General features: G+C 74.8%; 15 protein-coding genes and 1 riboswitch. Of the genes, 9 read left to right on the plus strand and 6 right to left on the minus strand.

Going from position 1 to position 16,247, the window contains the following annotated elements; genetic code table 11:
* The first annotated feature begins 225 nt into the window (after nucleotides 1-225).
* The gene (locus tag IF09_RS0107670) at nucleotides 226-681 is read left to right on the plus strand and encodes a YbhB/YbcL family Raf kinase inhibitor-like protein (RefSeq protein WP_030293260.1); all 456 of its coding nucleotides are present in this window, start codon (nucleotides 226-228) and stop codon (nucleotides 679-681) included.
* Between the two features lie 181 nt (nucleotides 682-862).
* Here the strand turns inward: IF09_RS0107670 and IF09_RS0107675 are convergent, their stop codons facing one another.
* Together IF09_RS0107675 and IF09_RS0107680 are read right to left on the minus strand one after the other, a co-directional pair.
* Complete coding sequence (locus IF09_RS0107675) at nucleotides 863-1,966, minus strand: hypothetical protein (protein WP_030293261.1); 1,104 nt, start codon at nucleotides 1,964-1,966, stop codon at nucleotides 863-865.
* Between the two features lie 328 nt (nucleotides 1,967-2,294).
* Nucleotides 2,295-3,077, minus strand: a complete 783-nt coding sequence (locus tag IF09_RS0107680) for a maleate cis-trans isomerase (protein WP_030293263.1) — start codon at nucleotides 3,075-3,077, stop codon at nucleotides 2,295-2,297.
* A 192-nt stretch (nucleotides 3,078-3,269) separates the two neighbouring features.
* On the opposite strand from IF09_RS0107680, the gene IF09_RS0107685 reads away from it, so the two are divergent.
* The 3 genes from IF09_RS0107685 (at nucleotide 3,270) to IF09_RS0107695 (ending at nucleotide 4,683) form a co-directional block, all read left to right on the plus strand.
* Nucleotides 3,270-3,578: a putative quinol monooxygenase gene (locus IF09_RS0107685; protein WP_030293265.1), complete on the plus strand. Its 309-nt coding sequence runs from the start codon at nucleotides 3,270-3,272 to the stop codon at nucleotides 3,576-3,578.
* Between the two features lie 90 nt (nucleotides 3,579-3,668).
* Nucleotides 3,669-3,732: riboswitch (guanidine-III (ykkC-III) riboswitch) on the plus strand.
* A gap of 80 nt (nucleotides 3,733-3,812) precedes the next feature.
* Nucleotides 3,813-4,262 carry an Ohr family peroxiredoxin gene (locus IF09_RS0107690; RefSeq protein ID WP_030293267.1) on the plus strand — a complete coding sequence of 150 codons (450 nt, stop codon included), beginning with the start codon at nucleotides 3,813-3,815 and terminating at the stop codon, nucleotides 4,260-4,262.
* Nucleotides 4,255-4,683, plus strand: coding sequence for a hypothetical protein (locus tag IF09_RS0107695; RefSeq protein ID WP_158709925.1), 429 nt, complete (start codon nucleotides 4,255-4,257; stop codon nucleotides 4,681-4,683). The genes IF09_RS0107690 and IF09_RS0107695 overlap by 8 nt, the downstream gene beginning before the upstream one ends.
* Before the next feature lie 55 nt (nucleotides 4,684-4,738).
* On the opposite strand, the gene IF09_RS46795 is transcribed toward IF09_RS0107695, so the two are convergent.
* From IF09_RS46795 to IF09_RS0107715, 4 genes are all read right to left on the minus strand, one after another.
* Nucleotides 4,739-4,906 (minus strand): hypothetical protein, encoded by a 168-nt coding sequence (locus IF09_RS46795; RefSeq protein WP_234320909.1) that lies wholly within the window; start codon nucleotides 4,904-4,906, stop codon nucleotides 4,739-4,741.
* A gap of 207 nt (nucleotides 4,907-5,113) precedes the next feature.
* A complete protein-coding gene (locus IF09_RS0107705; protein ID WP_078613114.1) occupies nucleotides 5,114-5,920 on the minus strand; it encodes an MIP/aquaporin family protein in 807 nt (268 codons plus the stop codon).
* A 175-nt stretch (nucleotides 5,921-6,095) separates the two neighbouring features.
* Nucleotides 6,096-7,043, minus strand: a complete 948-nt coding sequence (locus IF09_RS0107710; RefSeq protein WP_030293272.1) for an ion transporter — start codon at nucleotides 7,041-7,043, stop codon at nucleotides 6,096-6,098.
* 213 nt (nucleotides 7,044-7,256) lie between these two features.
* Complete coding sequence (locus IF09_RS0107715; protein ID WP_030293274.1) at nucleotides 7,257-7,811, minus strand: YbaK/EbsC family protein; 555 nt, start codon at nucleotides 7,809-7,811, stop codon at nucleotides 7,257-7,259.
* Nucleotides 7,812-8,166: 355 nt separating this feature from the next.
* Here IF09_RS0107715 and IF09_RS0107720 point away from each other — a divergent pair, with 355 nt between their 5' ends.
* The 5 genes from IF09_RS0107720 to IF09_RS0107740 all read left to right on the plus strand — a co-directional run bounded on the left by IF09_RS0107720 (nucleotide 8,167) and on the right by IF09_RS0107740 (nucleotide 16,246).
* Nucleotides 8,167-8,358 (plus strand): thiazolylpeptide-type bacteriocin, encoded by a 192-nt coding sequence (locus IF09_RS0107720; RefSeq protein ID WP_030293275.1) that lies wholly within the window; start codon nucleotides 8,167-8,169, stop codon nucleotides 8,356-8,358.
* Nucleotides 8,359-8,470: 112 nt separating this feature from the next.
* Nucleotides 8,471-11,224: a lantibiotic dehydratase gene (locus IF09_RS0107725; RefSeq protein ID WP_158709926.1), complete on the plus strand. Its 2,754-nt coding sequence runs from the start codon at nucleotides 8,471-8,473 to the stop codon at nucleotides 11,222-11,224.
* Between the two features lie 107 nt (nucleotides 11,225-11,331).
* Nucleotides 11,332-12,507, plus strand: a complete 1,176-nt coding sequence (locus IF09_RS39970; RefSeq protein WP_037634310.1) for a lantibiotic dehydratase C-terminal domain-containing protein — start codon at nucleotides 11,332-11,334, stop codon at nucleotides 12,505-12,507.
* A complete protein-coding gene (locus IF09_RS0107735) occupies nucleotides 12,504-14,294 on the plus strand; it encodes a hypothetical protein (protein WP_051832197.1) in 1,791 nt (596 codons plus the stop codon). Before IF09_RS39970 ends, IF09_RS0107735 begins: the two co-directional genes overlap by 4 nt.
* Complete coding sequence (locus IF09_RS0107740) at nucleotides 14,291-16,246, plus strand: TOMM precursor leader peptide-binding protein (RefSeq protein WP_234320910.1); 1,956 nt, start codon at nucleotides 14,291-14,293, stop codon at nucleotides 16,244-16,246. The genes IF09_RS0107735 and IF09_RS0107740 overlap by 4 nt, the downstream gene beginning before the upstream one ends.
* Nucleotide 16,247 lies beyond the last annotated feature (1 nt).

The raw sequence follows: 16,247 nt of genomic DNA on the forward strand, positions 1-16,247 counted from the left end.
TGTCCCCCAGGGGGTTCAGGAAGGCTTTTCGGGACGGCGTGACGATGGTGGCGCAGAACGGCACACCACTTCCAGGATGCCCTGCCCACCCGTCGCGTGCCCGCCGACCGGCCGGTCAGCCGCAGCAGCACCCTCGCCCGTACGGGACCGGACCTTGGGGCCGGTCGGCTGGAATCCGGGCCGGGAGCGGTACGGGGAGGGCCGCGGGCGGGGAAGACGGCGGCCGTGACCGGAATTCAGCTGACCAGCTCCGTTTTCGCAGACCACGCCGAGATCCCCCGCCGCTACAGCGGCGAGGGGGAAGACGTCTCGCCACCCCTGACCTGGACGGCCGCCCCCGATGGCACGGCGGAGCTGCTCCTGCTGTGCGAGGACCCGGACGCGCCGGGGCCCAGTTTCCTGCACTGGCTGGTGACGGGCATCGATCCGTGGACCGGCGGGGTGGAGGAGGGGCAGCAGCCGCACGGCGGGACGTCCTGGCCCAACGGATTCGGACGGCCGGGCTGGGGCGGACCGATGCCGCCGCCCGGGCACGGGCCGCACCGCTACTTCTTCCGCCTGTACGCGCTGTCGCAGCCGGTCAGCCTGCACGACCGGCCCAGCGCGGACGCCGTGCACAGCGCCGTGCACGGCAAGGACCTCGCGAGCGGCACCCTGGTGGGCACGTACCAGCGGCGCTAGGGGCTCCCCTCGGCACAGCCGTGAGCACCGTACCGCCGCGCAGCTGCGCGGCCGGCCACCACCGGGCGTCCGCGACCGGCTCCGTACGGCCTCCGGCAGCCGTTACGTCGCTCACCCCCGCGGTCCTGGCCGCGAGGACCAGGTTCTCGGGAGAGGCCGCGCGGACCGTCCGGGTGCACCGTCAGGCCGGGCTCTCGGCGTCGGCGTCGGCGTACCGCAGCAGCGCCCCGACTCCCCCGTCCAGATCCAGGTCGTCCGCCGGTACGACGACCAGTTCCGCGGCGGTGCCGACGAGGGCCCGCACCAGGGCTTCGGCGGCGGGTTCCTCGTGGGGCGCCCGTACTCCGAAGGTGATCAGCTCCTCCTCCGTCAAGGCGAGCTGGCCGGGCTGCGGACCGGTCCACAGCCGCAGTGACGCGGGGGGCAGGCGGTTCAGCAGCAGCGCCGCGACCTGGCCGCGCTGGAGGGCGGCCAGCGTGGCCCCCATCCCTTCCGTCGCGGGCCCGCCCAGGGCCCGGCGGCCGATGAAGACGTTCACCAGGTCCCGGTCGTGCGCGGCCATCCGGCCGCGGAAGACACTCTCGAGCTGTGGCTCCAGCAGGGCCCGGCCGGTGTCCGTCGGGGTGGGGCCCCCGACCCGTACGACCTTGCCGCTCAAGGCGTGCGGCAGCCGGCGGACCAGGACGTTGCCCGCCCACGCGTCCCCGCCGACGACGACGGCGTCGGCGTGGGTGCGCCGCGCCCAGGCGTCCAGCCGGTGGCCCAGCCGGACGGCGCTGTGGTGCCAGGTGGCCACCGCCACCTCGTGGTGCAGCCGCTCACCCGGGGCCACCGTGGAAGCGGGCCAGGTGCCCGACTCCGCCTCCACTTTCACCCAGCCGTGCGTCTCGGCCGTCGGCAGCCCGCCGTAGTGCACGACCACCGCCAGGTAGGGGATCTCCGGCAGATGCTGGGTGACCAGCGGCATCGCGTCCGGCAGGGTGCTGTAGCGGGCCGAGTCGCGGGCGGGCGGCCTGGGCAGTTCCCCGTCCATGACGAGCGAGCCGTTGGCCGCGAAGATCGCCTGCCCGTGCGTTCCGGGCAGCTCCGCGTCCGCGCCGACCGCCTCCTCCAGTGCGCCGAGCAGCGCCCGGTCCGCACCCTGCCGGGTCAGGTCTGCGCGGAGCCGGCCCCAGCGCAGGGCGACGGACCGGTCGGGCTGCGCGATGTCCCGCGAGGTGTCCAGGTACACCGAGGCGAACGGGCCGGACGCCGTGTACAGGGGTTCCAGGAACGACAGCCTCATTCCTCATCACCATCCCCAGGCGGCTCCCAGGTGTCCCCCCTTCCGATGATGCGCGCACCGGAGGCGCGGAAGGCAAGCCGGACCGGGCTCAGGGCCGCCACCCACGAGGAGGAGGCCCTGGCGGGCGAGAAACGGCCTGCGTGGGCCTCGTACGGCTCGAGGGTGGATCACCGCGGGCGGCCGCGCCCCCGCCAGGCCGAGGCCGGTCCGGAAGGGCGGGGTGGTGCTCGGCGGCGGCGCCGAGCACCCACCGCCCGATGGGCGGCCCCTGCTGGGCGAGGAGCCGGCGGACCACTTTCCGCGCAGGCCCGCCGCGACCCTGGCTCCGTCAAGGCGAAACGGTGGTGTGCGAGAACAGCTGCCCGTACCCCTCGATGCCGGCGGCCGAGCTTCCGGCGGCGCCGAGAGCGGCCCACAGCAGTACCTGGTTGGCCGTCAGCACGGGTCGTCGGAGCGTCCGCTCCATGTTCTCCACTGCTCCGACGGCGCGGAATCCGTTGCCGCCGACGACCACGGCATCGGCATCGTCCGGCACGTTGCCGACGACCCAGTCGTGCAGTTCGGCGGGCCGGATCAGCTGCTGCCCGCTGGGGAGCGAGCAGGGAGCGGCGTACACGACGCCGAAGCCCGCGGCTTCGTAGTAGGCCCGGCCGAGGTGGTTCAGTTCCGCGCTGAACCACGGTGGGTCGACCAGGGCGATACGGCCCGCCCCCAGGGCCCGCAGCGCCTGCGTCGTCGCGGAGCAGGTGGCGACGACCGGCAGGCCGTGCGCCCGCGCCGACAGCCGCTCGAGCATCCCCGCTTCGGCCTCGGCCCCGATCACGTACGCCGAGCTGGTGAACGCGAACGCGAGCACGTCGACGGGTGCTGCGGCCAGCAGCTCCGCCGCGTCGTCGACCTGCGGAGGTTCGGCGAAGGCCCGTACGGGGGCGAGCGGGATGGTGGGGCCCATGGCACCGCCCGACCGCATCGCGCCGAAGGGAACCCTGGCCGCGTGGACACCGACGTCGCCGGGTGCCATGGCCCGCAACTCGGACTCCGGCCCCACATCGGCGTGCGGGGTGAGCACGCCGATGCGCACCCGTGTGTCCCAGCCGTCAGGTCGGTACACCCTGTTCGCCCTCCGTCCGCATCCGGGGCAGCACGGCTCCTCGGGCCCCATTATGTCCGCGTCACCCGCCAACCTCGTGGAATCGCCGCGCCGACGGACGTATCAGCCGGGGGTGCCATGCGCGGCGGTGTTTGCTGGCGGCAGGAAGGACCCCATCCGCGGGGCCGCGATCCGCCAGGAGGAACCGGAAGCATGAAGTTCGCACAGATCATCGACTTCGAGACCGAGCGCATCGACGAGGTGCGAGACCTCCTGCGCGCCTACGAGGAACGGGCCCGATCGGCGGGCCGGACCGGCACCCCGGTGTCCCGCACCCTGCTCAAGGACCGGGCCAATCCCAACCGCTACCTCGCGGTCGTCCAGTTCGAGTCCCACGAGGCCGCGATGGCCAACAGCAACGCGCCGGAGACGAACGAGCTGGCCCAGCAGCTCTCGGCCTTGATGACCAGGCCGCCGGTCTACACCGACTGCGACATCGCGGACCACCAGAACATGGGCTGACCCGGCTGCGTCAGCCGGGGGTGGGGGCGGGTGAGGAGGGTCACCACAGGTGGCGGTCCCGGCGGGCCCGCTCCCGTTGCTAGATTGTTCGGCGGCCCGGTCTCCGAGGCCCCGGACGAGATGCGCCGTACCCGGTCATGCACGACGACGCGCCAGGCGCCGTCCCACCGGCAGGCGCCGACGCGCTGTCCGGCCCCGGGCGGCGTTCCCTCGTCGCACAGATGGGCTGACCACATGACCGTGCCGCTGACCCGCACCCTCTACCGGACGACCGCACACGCCAGCGGGGGACGTACCGGATCGGTGGTCGCCGACGACGGGCGCCTCGACGTCCGTCTGGCCCCGCCGCGCAAGAAGGTGCCCGGTACGACCAACCCCGAGCAGTTGTTCGCGGCCGGGTTCGCCGCCTGTTTCACCTCTGCGCTGGCCGAGGTCGCCGCCGAGTTCGGGGCGGATGCCTCGGCCGCGCGCGTCGCGTGCGAGGTACGGCTCGGTACCACCGACACGCCCGCGGGCTACGGTCTCGCGGTCGGCCTCACTGTCTCCCTGCCGGGGTGGAAGGCGGCCGATCTGCTTCCCCTGCTCCACCGGGCGGACGCGGTCTGTCCCTACTCCCAGGCGGTCCGCGGGAACATCGAGCTCTCGCTGCTGGCCGTGGACGGCACCGCCGCCGTCGATGCCTGAGCCCGCGGCGGGCGGGCCGGGCATACCGGTGCCCGAGCGGGGTGCGTGGCTGCGGCGCGGCATCAGCCGCAACGGCGGGCCCCTGGTGGAAGACCGCGAGGTGGTCTGGCTGCAGGCCGGTCCGTACTTCGCCGACAGCCGGGGCTTCGCCGGAGTCACGTCCTTCGACGGTTCCCGCGTGCACTTCCACCACCTGCAGGGCGAGCCCGGCGAGGACACGGGCACCTTCCGGCGGGAGGGGGCGAACCTCATCGAGCGGGGCACCAACACGGACGGCAGTACCTTCCTGGAGGTCTGGACCCCACTGGCCGCCGCCGGCGGCGACACCGGCTCCTGGGCCGGTACCGGCTACCACGTGGTGCGCGTCGGCCGGCACCTCGTACACGTTGATTCCCGTGCGGGCACGTACTGGCGGACATGAACGGGCGTGCCGGCAAGCGTCCTTGAACGCTTTCCGGCACGCTGCCGTCACGCCCTCACTTGCCGTAGTACGCGGTGTGGATCGTCAGTGTCGACTTGTTGCCCCGCGGCTTGAAGTTCTTCCCGGCCGCCGAGCCCTGCACGGCCCCCGGGAACTGGACCGACTTGCCCGCCGGGGCGCGCGAGGCGAGGTCGACGGGGGCCGCGAAGCGGACCGTGGACACCGGCAGCGCCGTGGTGGCCGCGACCTGCCGGGAGCGGAAGGTGAACTCGGCGTCGATACGGGTGGAGCGGCTGCGGCCTTCGCCGGGCGCTCGACGGAGGTCGTCAGACCGAAGGGGCCGCTCCCCCGCGCCCGGCGCGCGCCCCTCCGGTTGGCCGTCTCCGTATGCCGGAAGGGGCCCCCGCAGGGGCGGTAGGCCGGTCCCGGCTCAGGTCGGGTGCGGGGCGGTGGGGCCGCGACGGGGGCGGTGGGTGGAGCCCCGCCCGAACAGATGGTGGGCGGCAGCGCCCAGGGCGGCGCCGAGGGCGGGTGCCACGAGGTAGATCCACAAGCCTGCGGTGCTTCCCGACATCAGCGCGGGCCCGAACTGGCGGGCGGGATTGGCGGCGCCGCCGCTGAGGGGGCCCAGGACGGCCACGATCGCCCAGATGAGAACCGCCAGGGCCCAGGGGAACCATCGCTCGTGGGCCGGGTGGGCGAGGAAAAAGCCGATCATCAGGGTGATCGCGACCAGGCAGCCGCCCTCGGCCGCGAAGACGGCCCAGCCGTTCCACGACGGCGCCGCAGCCGCCGCGCCGTAGCCGACCCGCGCGACCGCCGGCCCCCAGGCCAGGCGGGCCAGAGCCGTCCCGGCAACCGCCCCGCCCAGCTGCGCGACGACGTACACCGCCACGCCCCGGCCGGGGAAGGCCCTCAACAGCCACAGCGCGAGCGTGATCGCGGGATTCATGTGCCCGCCCGAACGCCGCCCCCACGGGGAGCGGATCAGCCCGAAGACGACCGCCCCGGCCAGCGCACCCACCACGAGGAGGGCCGACCGGACGTGCGCAAGGGCGAGGGGGGAAGCCGGATCGAGCACCCAGCGGATGACCGTGACCACGGCGAACATCAGCACCGCGGTCAGGGCGAACTCGTACAGGGGGTAACCGCGGCGCTCGGGCTCGGTTCGCCCGGGCGCCGGGCCGGAACCCGTCTGTGTTCCGGGTGGAGCGGCCGGGGAACCGGAACCAGACATCTCGCCTCCGCTCATGGTTCTCCCGTCGATCGGGCGCTCTCCGCGCTCGGGTGCGCGCCCGTGAGCGCCTCCAGGAAGCGTGCGGCACTCCACGGCTGCAAGGTGCGCGTACACGCCGACGGGCGGGGCGGGATGCCCGCGTTGGCCGGTGGTGCTCCGCATTCCGGCGTTCGCCCTACCGGGCGCCGACCGATGCCCGGGCCGGGGAGGGGGAGGCGGTCATGACGGGTGCTGCTCCGCCCGAGGGGTCGAGCTGGGCCTCCATGTCGTCGAGGGCGCTGCGGACCGCTGCAATCCGCAGGCGGAGTTCGTCGGCGGCCTCCGGGAGCGGCTGCCCTGCGCTCCCCGCGGGCTGCCAGGCGGTGTCCTGTGCAGTCCGGTTCGCCGCCGCTTCCATCTCGCGCGCCTCCTCCAGGGCGTTGAGTACGACCCCGATCAGCACGTTGACCAGGACGAACGAGGCAAGGAGCACGTACGAGGCGTAGTAGAGGATGCTGAACGGAGAGACCGCCAGTCCGGCGTGGACGGCATCGCCCAGGCCCTCCAGCGTCATCAGCAGGAACAGCGTCAGTCCGGCCCGGCCGAGGGAACCGTAGTGCTCCGGGTCGTGCCCGGCGAAGCAGATCCAGCCGATCATGGCGTAGACGTACAGGATCAGGGCGCCGACGAACAGGAAGCTGACCGTTCCCGGCAGACTGCGGCCGACGGCGACGAGCAGGACCCGTAGCTGTGGCATGAACTGCGCGGTACGCAGTACCCGCGCCAGACGCAAGAGGCGCAACAGGGTGGTGTTTTCCCGCAGGAAGGGAACGAAGGCCGAAGAGACCACCAGCAGGTCGAACACGTTCCACGGGTCTCGGAAGAAAGCTTTCGGCCGGTCGATGTGCGCGCCCAGACGGATCAGGATCTCGAGGCTGAACGCGGCGATGCAGAACTGTTCGGCCGAATCGAGAAGGCCGCCGTACTCCACCGACAATCCGCTGTAGGTCTCGACGCCCAGCAGTACGGCGTTCAACAGGATCACCGAGATGACGCCGAGCGAGAACGCCGGCTTCTCGCATACGTGACGGCAGCGCGCGGCAAGCCTTCGGCGGCCGCTGTACGCCTCGATGAGGTCTGGCATCATGCTCCCTGCCCGGCCACCGGCGCCCCGGTCGCACGTCGTATCGCGCCCCGGTGGACGCCGAGGCTTTGATCAAGCTCCGCGTCGTGTAACGCCGTACGGCCGGATTCGAGACGCCCCGGCCCGACACATCCCCCGATCGGGGAGCCGTAGGAGGAGCCGAGGGCCCGGCGGCCCGTCGCGTGCCGAGCGCGCCGGGCGGGCGGGCAGGGGTCAGGCGGCGAGGGCTTCGATCACTTCAGCGCCCGGGAGCTGCGTGAACAGCTTCCCGGGAACGATGAGCTTGCCGCGGCGGCGGCCGCTGCCGACCAGCACGTACGGCAGCCCGGCCACGACGGCGTCCACCAGCAACGGCCAGTCCGACGGCAGGCCGATGGGGGTGATGCCGCCGTACTCCATGCCACTGAGCTGCACCGCGGTGTCCATCGGCGCGAAGGACACTTTGCGGGCGGCGAGGCGACGGCGCACCACGCCGTTGACGTCGGCGCGGGCTCCAGAGGGGACCAGGCACGCGGCCAGCGTGGACTCGCCACCGCGCTTGGCGGAGACGATCACGCAGTTCGCCGACTGCGCGAGGAGCTCTTGCCCGTAGTGCTCGACGAAGGCGGCGGTGTCCGCGATGGCCGGGTCGGTGTCGACGTACACGATGTCCTCGGCCGGGACAGTGCCGTGCCAGGTGCGGACCGCCTCGGCCACCGGCCCGGTGAGTTCGGCGAGGCAGTCCGGCGCCGGGCGGGCGTTGTCGAAGGAACCGATGGGTGCGCGCATGCCTGCCATTGTGCACGGCCGCCCGTCGGACGGACCGGTACAGCATGCCCGTGGAGGGATCACCCGGTCGCCGTGCGGCACGGGGGCGGGCACCGTCCGCCCGGCCACCGGCAGGAAGCCGGCGGCCTGCCGTGACGTGACGTACTAGGCCGGGACAACAGGCCGACATGACACGTGCAGTTGCCGACGGTCCGTGACGGCGCAGACACTCGTGCTGCACCACGACGCTCATTCGGAAGCTCCCGACCACGAACCGTCTGTTCCCCGGGGGCACTCCGCCCGTCGGCCGCGGGCGCCGGCCAGCCGACGCCGTCTTCGCGGTTCCGCAACCCCTCATGAACGAGAGGAAATCCGCATGTCCGGAGCCTCTGCCACCACCGGGTACAACCACCTCGATCTGGACCTGGACCTGGACCTCAGCGAGCTGACCGTCACCGCGCTGAGCGACACCGCCGCACTGCCCGAGAACGGCGCCTCATGGGGCTCCTGCTCCTGCCAGGGCTCGTCCTCCTGCGCCCAGCCGCAGGTGGAGACGCCCGTCGTCTGACAGCTGTGAAGTGGCCGCTCCCGTGCGGCCGGCCCACCCGGGCCGGCCGCACGGGCTGCGGCCCGAGCCGGAGGACAGCTCACAGGCCCACACCGCACCACGGGAGCCCGCCTTGCCGCACCCCGCCCAGCCAGCCGCACCGCAACACGTCGCGCCCGCGTCGGGGACCGCTCGCCCTCCGGCGCGGCCGCCCGCCGGGACCGCCCCGTACGCGCTGGTCCGCACCACGGTGACGGCGCACCCTGCACAGCCGGAGAAGGCCGCGCGGGTACGGATCCTGCTCGACCGGCTCACCGCCCTCGCGGCACAGGAGGACACACTGCGTCCGGCGCTGTGCGACGACCTCTTCGCCTCCCGGCCAGGACACACCGAGGAGTTCCACCGCCACGTGGTGCTCCCGCTGCGCCGTGCGCTGCACAACGGCCGCACCCCCCGCCCCGCCCTGCTGGCCCGCCTCGACGACCTGCCGACACGAGTGCCCCGGCTCGGTACCTGGCTGAACCTGCGCGAGCTCCGCGACGCACTCCTCGCAGATCTGGCCGCAGCCGTCCCCGATGCCCTGACCGCCGAGCGATCCGCCCTCGCGGAAGTGTGCCGCTCCCCCGGCTTCACCCGGGCCGTCGCACTCACCAGTGGCGACCTGCTGCGCGCAGTGTCCCGGGCCGCCCGGGACGAAGGCGGGCGCAGGGCCCGCAAGGAGGAGCCCTCGGTGCTGCGGCATGCCCTGCGTGCCAGTACGAAGACCAGTCCGCTGTCGTGGTTCACCGCTGTGGGGTGGTCCGGCGGTCCGGATCCGTCGGCCGAGCCGGTACGGGCGCTGCCGCCGCTGCGGTCCGTGGTGCGGGAGCACCGGACGCTCGTCGAGGCGCTCGTCGCCGCGCTGCTGGACGAACCGCGCCGCCGGCGCACGCTCGCCCACCGCATGACCAGCGGGGCGCGGCACACCGCGGACGGGCGGGCCCTGTACGTGCGGGACCGCACGGTCTTCGCGGGCGGCCGGTACCTCGTCACCCGCGAGGAGACGATCGAGCTCGCCGCCCGCCCCGCCCTGACCGCGCTCGACGCGCTCGCAGCCGCGCCCGCAACCCTCGACGAGCTGGCGGTCCGGCTCGGCGCGGCCCTCGGCCGCCCCCGCACGGACCCCGCCGTCGGCCGCTTCCTCGGTCAACTGACCGACGGTGGCCTGCTGGTGCCCGTGGAGCCCGTCGACCCCCAGGACCCGCACCCGTTGCGTGCGCTGGCCCTCTGGTTGAGCCAATGGCCCGAGGACGCGGCGCTGAGCGATCGGATCGACCGGATGGCTGCCGACACCGCCGGATTCGCGAACGCCCGGGCCGAGGAGCGGCCCGCCCTGCTCGCCGGCCTGGCGGACCGCTGGCGCCGCCTGCTGGCCGACGCCGGCCGGCCCGTGCCGGCCGATGCCGCTCCGCTGAGCGTGCTCTCCGAGGACGTGCTCGCCGACCACGTGCTCGCCTCCGCACACGCGACCACCGCCGCCGTGGGGACCGGCGAACCGGTCCCCACGGGCCGGCTGACCGGCGCGGACCGGGCCGTGCTCGGTGAACTCAACGCCCTCGCCGAGCTGTTCGACCTCGGGCACCTGATGCGGCGGGCCGCACTGGAGCGCTTCGTGTCCCGCTATGGGCGCGGCGGGACCTGCCCGACCCCATGGGAGTTCGGCGCCGACACCGCCGCCGCCTGGGAGGAGGCCGCGCGCCTCGCCGTACGGCCGTCCGGCGACCCGGGGCTCTCCCGTGAGCTGACCGAACTGGGCGGGCTGCGAGAGGAGTTCGTCCAGCACGTACGGACCGCCTCGGCGGCCGCACCCGGCGGCTGGGCCGAGGAGGTCGTCCTGCCCGCCGAGGAGGTCCGCGGACTCGCCGCCCGGCTGCCGGGCTGGACCGCCGCCCGCCCGCTGAGTTACGCATGGTTCGTGCAACGCGCGGCCCCGGCCGCGTTCGGCCCGGACGGCGCCGCCCCCGGCGGCCTGCTCTGCGTCAACCACGTCTACGGCGGCTGGGGCCGTTTCACCAGCCGCTTCCTGGACCACCTGCCCCGCGGCGCCGCCGCGCAGGTGGCCCGCGCGATCCGCCGCGGCCTCGGCGACGGCGCCCGGGCCGCCCAGATCCGCCCGGTGGGCGGCTTCAACGCCAATCTCCATCCGCTGCTGGCCGGCGAGGAGATCGGCCCCGACCGGTACCGGAGCGCGCTCGCCGAGGGGGATGTGGAGTTGGTCCACGACCCGGTGTCCGACCAGCTCCGGCTTCGGCTGCGGGCCACCGGCGAGCCCCTCGACGTCCTCTACCTCGGCTTCCTCGCCCCGGTCATGCTGCCGCAGCGCCTCGCGCCGTTCCTCTGCGACCATCCGGCCGGCGTCGTGGACTTCCGGCGGCTCCTCCCCCGCCGCACCCTGACCGCTCCCGGCGGCGAGGTACGGCGGACACCCCGGCTGCGCCACGCCCACGCGGTGCTCGCCCGGCAGCGCTGGCACCTGCCCGAAGGGGTACTGGCCGCACTCCGCGCCGACCTCGCGGCCGACCCCGGCGCGGTCCCGGCCGCCGCGGCGGCCCGTTGGCGGGCCCTGCTGGGGCTGCCCGGGCAATTGTTCCTGCACCCGGTACCGGAGCCTCCTGCCGGGCGGCCCGCCGAGGACTTCGTACGGAGTCTGCGCGCGCCGAAGCCGCAGGCCGTCGACCTGGGCAGCGCCCTGCACCTGCGCTGCCTCTCGGCCTGGCTGGCCCGCCATCCGCGCGGCGTGGTGCTGGAGGAGGCGCTGCCCGTCTTCGGCGGCCGGAGCCGCCCCGCGCATGCCGTGGAGCTCATCGCCGAGACCTACCGGCCTGCCCGCACGGCCCGGTCGGGCTGAGCGCACCCCGTGCCGCCCGAACCACTCGTACCCCCCGCGCCGTTCCGGCCGCCCGTCCCGGCGGACCCCGTCGCCACCCCGCCCGTCATCCGCCGAGGAGGCACCCCATGAACGCCCCGGCCACCGGCCCGGACGCCACCCGGCCCGTCTCGAGCGCCGCCACGGCCCTCGACGTGGTCGCCTACCACTACGAGCCGGTCAAGGCGCCCCTCTTGGACGAAGCCGTGCTGCCCCTCGCCCGACGGGCCGCCGCGGACGGGCTGACCGCCCACGTCGAACGCCACTGGCTGCACGGACCGCACCTGCGGCTGCGACTGCGCGGCCTCCCCGGGGCGGTGGCCGCCACGGCCGAGCGCACCGCCGCCGAACTGCGCGCCCGCGCGGCCTCGCACCCGTCCCGGGCCGCCGCCGACGCTCAGCACTGGCTGGCGCAGGCCGTGGCGGCAGGGCGGGCGGAGCTGATCCCGCCCCCGTACGGTCCGCTCGTACCCGACAACACCGTGCGGGTGGAGCGGGTGGACCAGTCCTCCCTGACGGCGTTGATCGGCCCGGACGGGGTGCGGCTGCGTGAGGACCTGCTGGCCCTGGGCCTGCCCGCCCTCGCGGCGGGCACCGCGTTCCTCGGCGAGCGGGCGAACACGTCCGCCGCCCGGGTCGAACTCGTGACGGCGGCTCTCGCGGCCCATGCGGCCGCGCACCCCGAAGGACTGGTCGGCGGGCACTACTCGTACGTCTCCCACCTGGAGGACTTCCTCGTCCAGGAGGACCCCGACGGACGGCTGCGGGCGGCCTTCGACCGTCGCTGGGACGCCGCGGGCGAGCGGATCACCGCACTGGTGGGCCGGATCGCGGGCGGCGGTGCGGCCGGCTGGGAGCGGCCCTGGGCCGACTGGTCCGCCCGGGCCTGGCGGATCGCCGAGGAACGGTTCAGGGCGGGCGCGGACTTCACGGGGGTGCAGGCCGAGTACCTGGACCGGGCCGCGGCGCTGGGCGACCGGGCCACCGCCGAGCGCTGGGGCCGGGGGGAACGGACCCGGTACAGCGACTTCCACCGGCGGCTGCACCGCTCGGACCCCCAGGGCACGATGTGGTCCCGCCCCGACTACCTCGTCTACCGGGCCTGTACGAACGGGCTGTACCGGCTCCTCACCGTATGCGACGTCCGGCCCGTGGAGCGCTACCTCGCCGCGCACCTCGTCGTACGCAGCGTGCCGGAACTCACCGGGCACCGGTGGCAGGAGCGCATCGACGAGGTCATCGCCGCCGTGGAGGCGACGCCGTGACCGCCGCCGAACCGCCGCGCTTGCGGCTCCGGCCCGGGGTGGCGGTCACCCCGTTGCGCAACGGCCTGCACCTGCGCGGGCGGGACGGGAGCGTGACGCTCGAAGGGAGCAGGGCACTGCCGGCCCTGTGGAAGCTGCTGTCCGAACAGTTCGGCCAGGGGCCCGAGGACCTCCTGGGTGAGGAGGAGTCCGTCGACCCGGGGAGCGGCGGGCTCCGACTCGATCCGGCCGATCCCCGGGTCGTGACCGCGCTGGCCGCGCTGACCGCGCAGCTGCAGGCGCACGATCTGCTCGCCGAGTACCCGGCGGGAGCGGCCGAACCGGCCGCATGGCTCGGAGCCTGCGCGCACCGGCCCGCGCGCGCGGCCGCGGCCCTGGCCGTCGCACGGCCAGTGGTCGCGGCAGCCGATCCCGACGGGCCGCTCGCCACCGCGCTGATCAGCGCCCTCCACCGCGCGGGGAGTCCGCCGCAGGTGTACCGCGACACCGGCCTGCCGGCCGATCGCGTGGTGGCGGTCGCGGGCACTCCGGCGGTGGCCGTGGCGGTGGCCCGTACCGCCGACGGCGGCTTCGTCACAGCCCCGGCCGAGCCGGAACGGGCGCGTACGGACGCCGAGGCGATCGCGGTACGCCTGGGCGCCGGCACCGGCCCGGCGCGTGCGGATGCGGCGGCCGGGACACCGGCGGCGCTGACGGCCCTGACGGCCCTGCTCGCCGGTGCCGCGGCGCAGCGGCTGCTGTGCGCCGCCGCCGAGCTGCCCGATCCGGCCGGACGGGAGAAGGACCTGCAGCTGCTCCCGGACCGGCCCGCCGTACTGGTCGCCGTGGCCCGGCCGCCGCACGCGTCCTACCGTCCCTGGGTCACCGGGCCGGCCGAGCCCGCGTTCCTCTCCCCCGCCCCCGTCGGTAGCCTGCCCGATGCGCTACGTCGTGTCGGGGCACTGGGCGATCCGTACCTGGGGGTGCTCGACGCACCGCGGCCGGGGGATCTGCCCCAGTTGCCCGCCGCGCTCGCGGCCTGCGCCTCCGTGGCCGGGCCGCTGGTGGCCGGGGCTCCCCGGACGGACCTGGCCCGGCTCTCCGCGGCGTGCCGTGCGGCAGAGCTGCACCTGGAGGAAGTGATGCCGGGCGCGGTGACGGTCGGCGCGGGCCCCGGGCACGCCCTGGGACGCGCCCTGCGCCGGGCCGCCCTCGCCGCCGCGGGTCCCCCCGCCCTCGCCCTGCGCGAGGAGGAATGGCGCGAGCAGCCGCAGGCCCGCCACTGGTGGACCGTGCTGACCCGGCATCTGGGGCTTCCGATGGAAATGACGGTCCACCAGTTCTCGGAGGACCGAGTCTACTTGGCGGTCGTACGGAACTCCGCCGGCCGGGGCGGGACCGCGGGAGTGGCCGCCCGTGCGGTGGAGGCAACGCCCGCCGACGCGGCGGCCCTGGCCGCGCTCGGCGCGGTGACCCGGGCCGTGGCCGCCGAGCACGGTCCGGCCGGGGCCGTGCACACCGCGTTCACCGGCGCCGAGGCACCGCTCGCCGTCGCGGGAGTCGAGCCGGCGGTCTGGACGGACGACGGATGGACCGACCGCTGGCTGGCCGGGATCGCACGTCGGGAGCCGGAGCTGTGCACGGCGCTGGCCCGGCTGACCGGGCTGCGCCCCGAGCCCTGGCAGCCGGCTGGGGCGGACCTCGCGGACCTCGCCGCCAGCGGAGCGGCCGGATCGGCCGGGCCGGTCCTGGCTGCCCTGTACGCGTGCGGATTCACCGTTCTGGCCGAGAGGGGAGGAGCGCGATGAGCGGGATCACGATGAAGGGGCACGGGACGGCTGTTGGCGCGACGGTGCTGGCCACCGTCGTCGGCTCCGTGCCCGTACTGGATCCGGCTGCGGCACTGAAGACCACCGGCGGCGCCGCGATCGTCCACCTCACCTCCTGGACGCTGGAGTTGGCGGAGCGGCTCAGCCGCCACGCGATGGCCCATCCCGTACGCCTGGTGCCGGTACGCGAGGACGGTGCGCTGACCGTGATCGGCCCCGTGCTGGAGCCCGCGGCGCGGGCGTGCCTGTCGTGCACCGAGTACCAGCGACTGGCCACCGCAGGCGGCCGGGTGCCCTGGCAGAGCCCCCGGCTGGCGCTCGGCGGCACCGGCACCCCGGCCCTGGCGGAGGCAGCCCTGCTGCTCGCCGCCACCCTTCTGGAGCCCGGGCCCGCCACGGACGGGGGAGCGGAGGCGGGAACGCAGCCGGCCACCGTCCACATCGTCCAAGGCGACCGGGCCACGTGGTCCACCCATCGCGTCCGCCCGGTCGGCGGCTGCCCGGTATGCCACCCGCTGCCGGCCGACTCCCCCACAGCGGCCGGATTTCCGGACGCGCCACAGCCGCTGCCCGACCCGGCAGTGCTGCGCGGCTCCAACGAGCGTACGGAAGCGGACCGGTTGCGGGCCGAGCTGCACGACGAGCGGTTCGGCCCGGTGCGCCGCCTGTTCCGCACCGAGGACTCCGCCTTCGCCCTCACCACGGCCTGGGTGACGGACGGCCGCCTGCTCGACGACGGAGGGTACGGGCGCTCCGCCGATTTCCGCACCAGCGAGCGGGTGGCACTGTTCGAGGGCGTGGAGCGACTGGCCGGCATGCGCCCGCTGGGCCGCCGTACCGTCCTGCGTGCCTCCTTCGCCGAGCTGGGCCCGGAGGCTGCCGTGGACCCCGCCCGGCTCGGCCTGCCCGACCCGGCCCACCGGGGGCACCCGGCCGCCCGGACCGTCCCGTTCCACGCGGAGCTGGAGCTGGACTGGGTGTACGGCTGGTCGCTCACCGAAGGCCGGGCACGGGCGGTGCCCGAGCACGTGGCGTACTGGGACCTTCCGCAGGGCCCCGGCCGGGCACGGGTGGTCTACGAGTCCTCGAACGGCTGCGGGCTCGGAAACAGTCCCCAGGAGGCTGCGCTCTACGGGCTGTTCGAGGTGGCGGAGCGGGACGCCTTCCTGATGGCGTGGTACGCGCGCACGCCGCTGGCTGGCATTGCGCTGCCCGCCGACGACCGGCTGGTGACCGCCCTGGCCTCGCGCGCCGCGCTGATGGGATACCGGTTGAGCCTCCTGGACGCCACCAACGACCTCGGCATCCCGGCGGTGGTCGCGCTCTGCCGCTACGAAGGGAGCCACCCCGACGCTCCCCGCGCGTTCCTGGCCGCCGGAGCCCACCACGATCCGCGCGCCGCGATCCGCTCGGCGGTGGCGGAGGTCGTCACGAACGTCCAGGACGCCGTGCACCGGCCGGCCGGGCCGGGCGGGCCGCGCGATCCGGAGCGGCTTCGCCCCATGCTCCGGCGCCCCGAGCTGGTGGTCGACCTCGACGACCACGTGGGCCTGAACACGCTGCCGGAGGCGCAGCCCCGGCTGGAGTTCCTGTTCACCGGCGTCCGGGAGGTTCCCTGGCAGGAACGGTGGCCGGGCGCTCCCACGCCGGTGGCCGACCTCACCCGGCTGCTGACGCAGACGGTCGCGCGGCTGGCCTCCGAGGGGCTGGAAGTGGTCGTCGTGACGCAGGACGAGCCGGGGATCCGGGACCGGCTCGGGCTGCACTGCGCCAAGGTGATCGTGCCCGGCACCCTCCCGATGACGTTCGGCCATGTCAACCGCCGCACGCTCGGGCTGCCCCGGCTGCTGGAGGTGCCACACCGGCTGGGGCGCACCGCCCGTCCACTGCGCCACGACGAACTCCCCCTGTACCCGCACCCGTTCCCGTGAG

This window comes from Streptomyces katrae (assembly GCF_000717655.1).
Taxonomy (GTDB): domain Bacteria; phylum Actinomycetota; class Actinomycetes; order Streptomycetales; family Streptomycetaceae; genus Streptomyces; species Streptomyces katrae_B.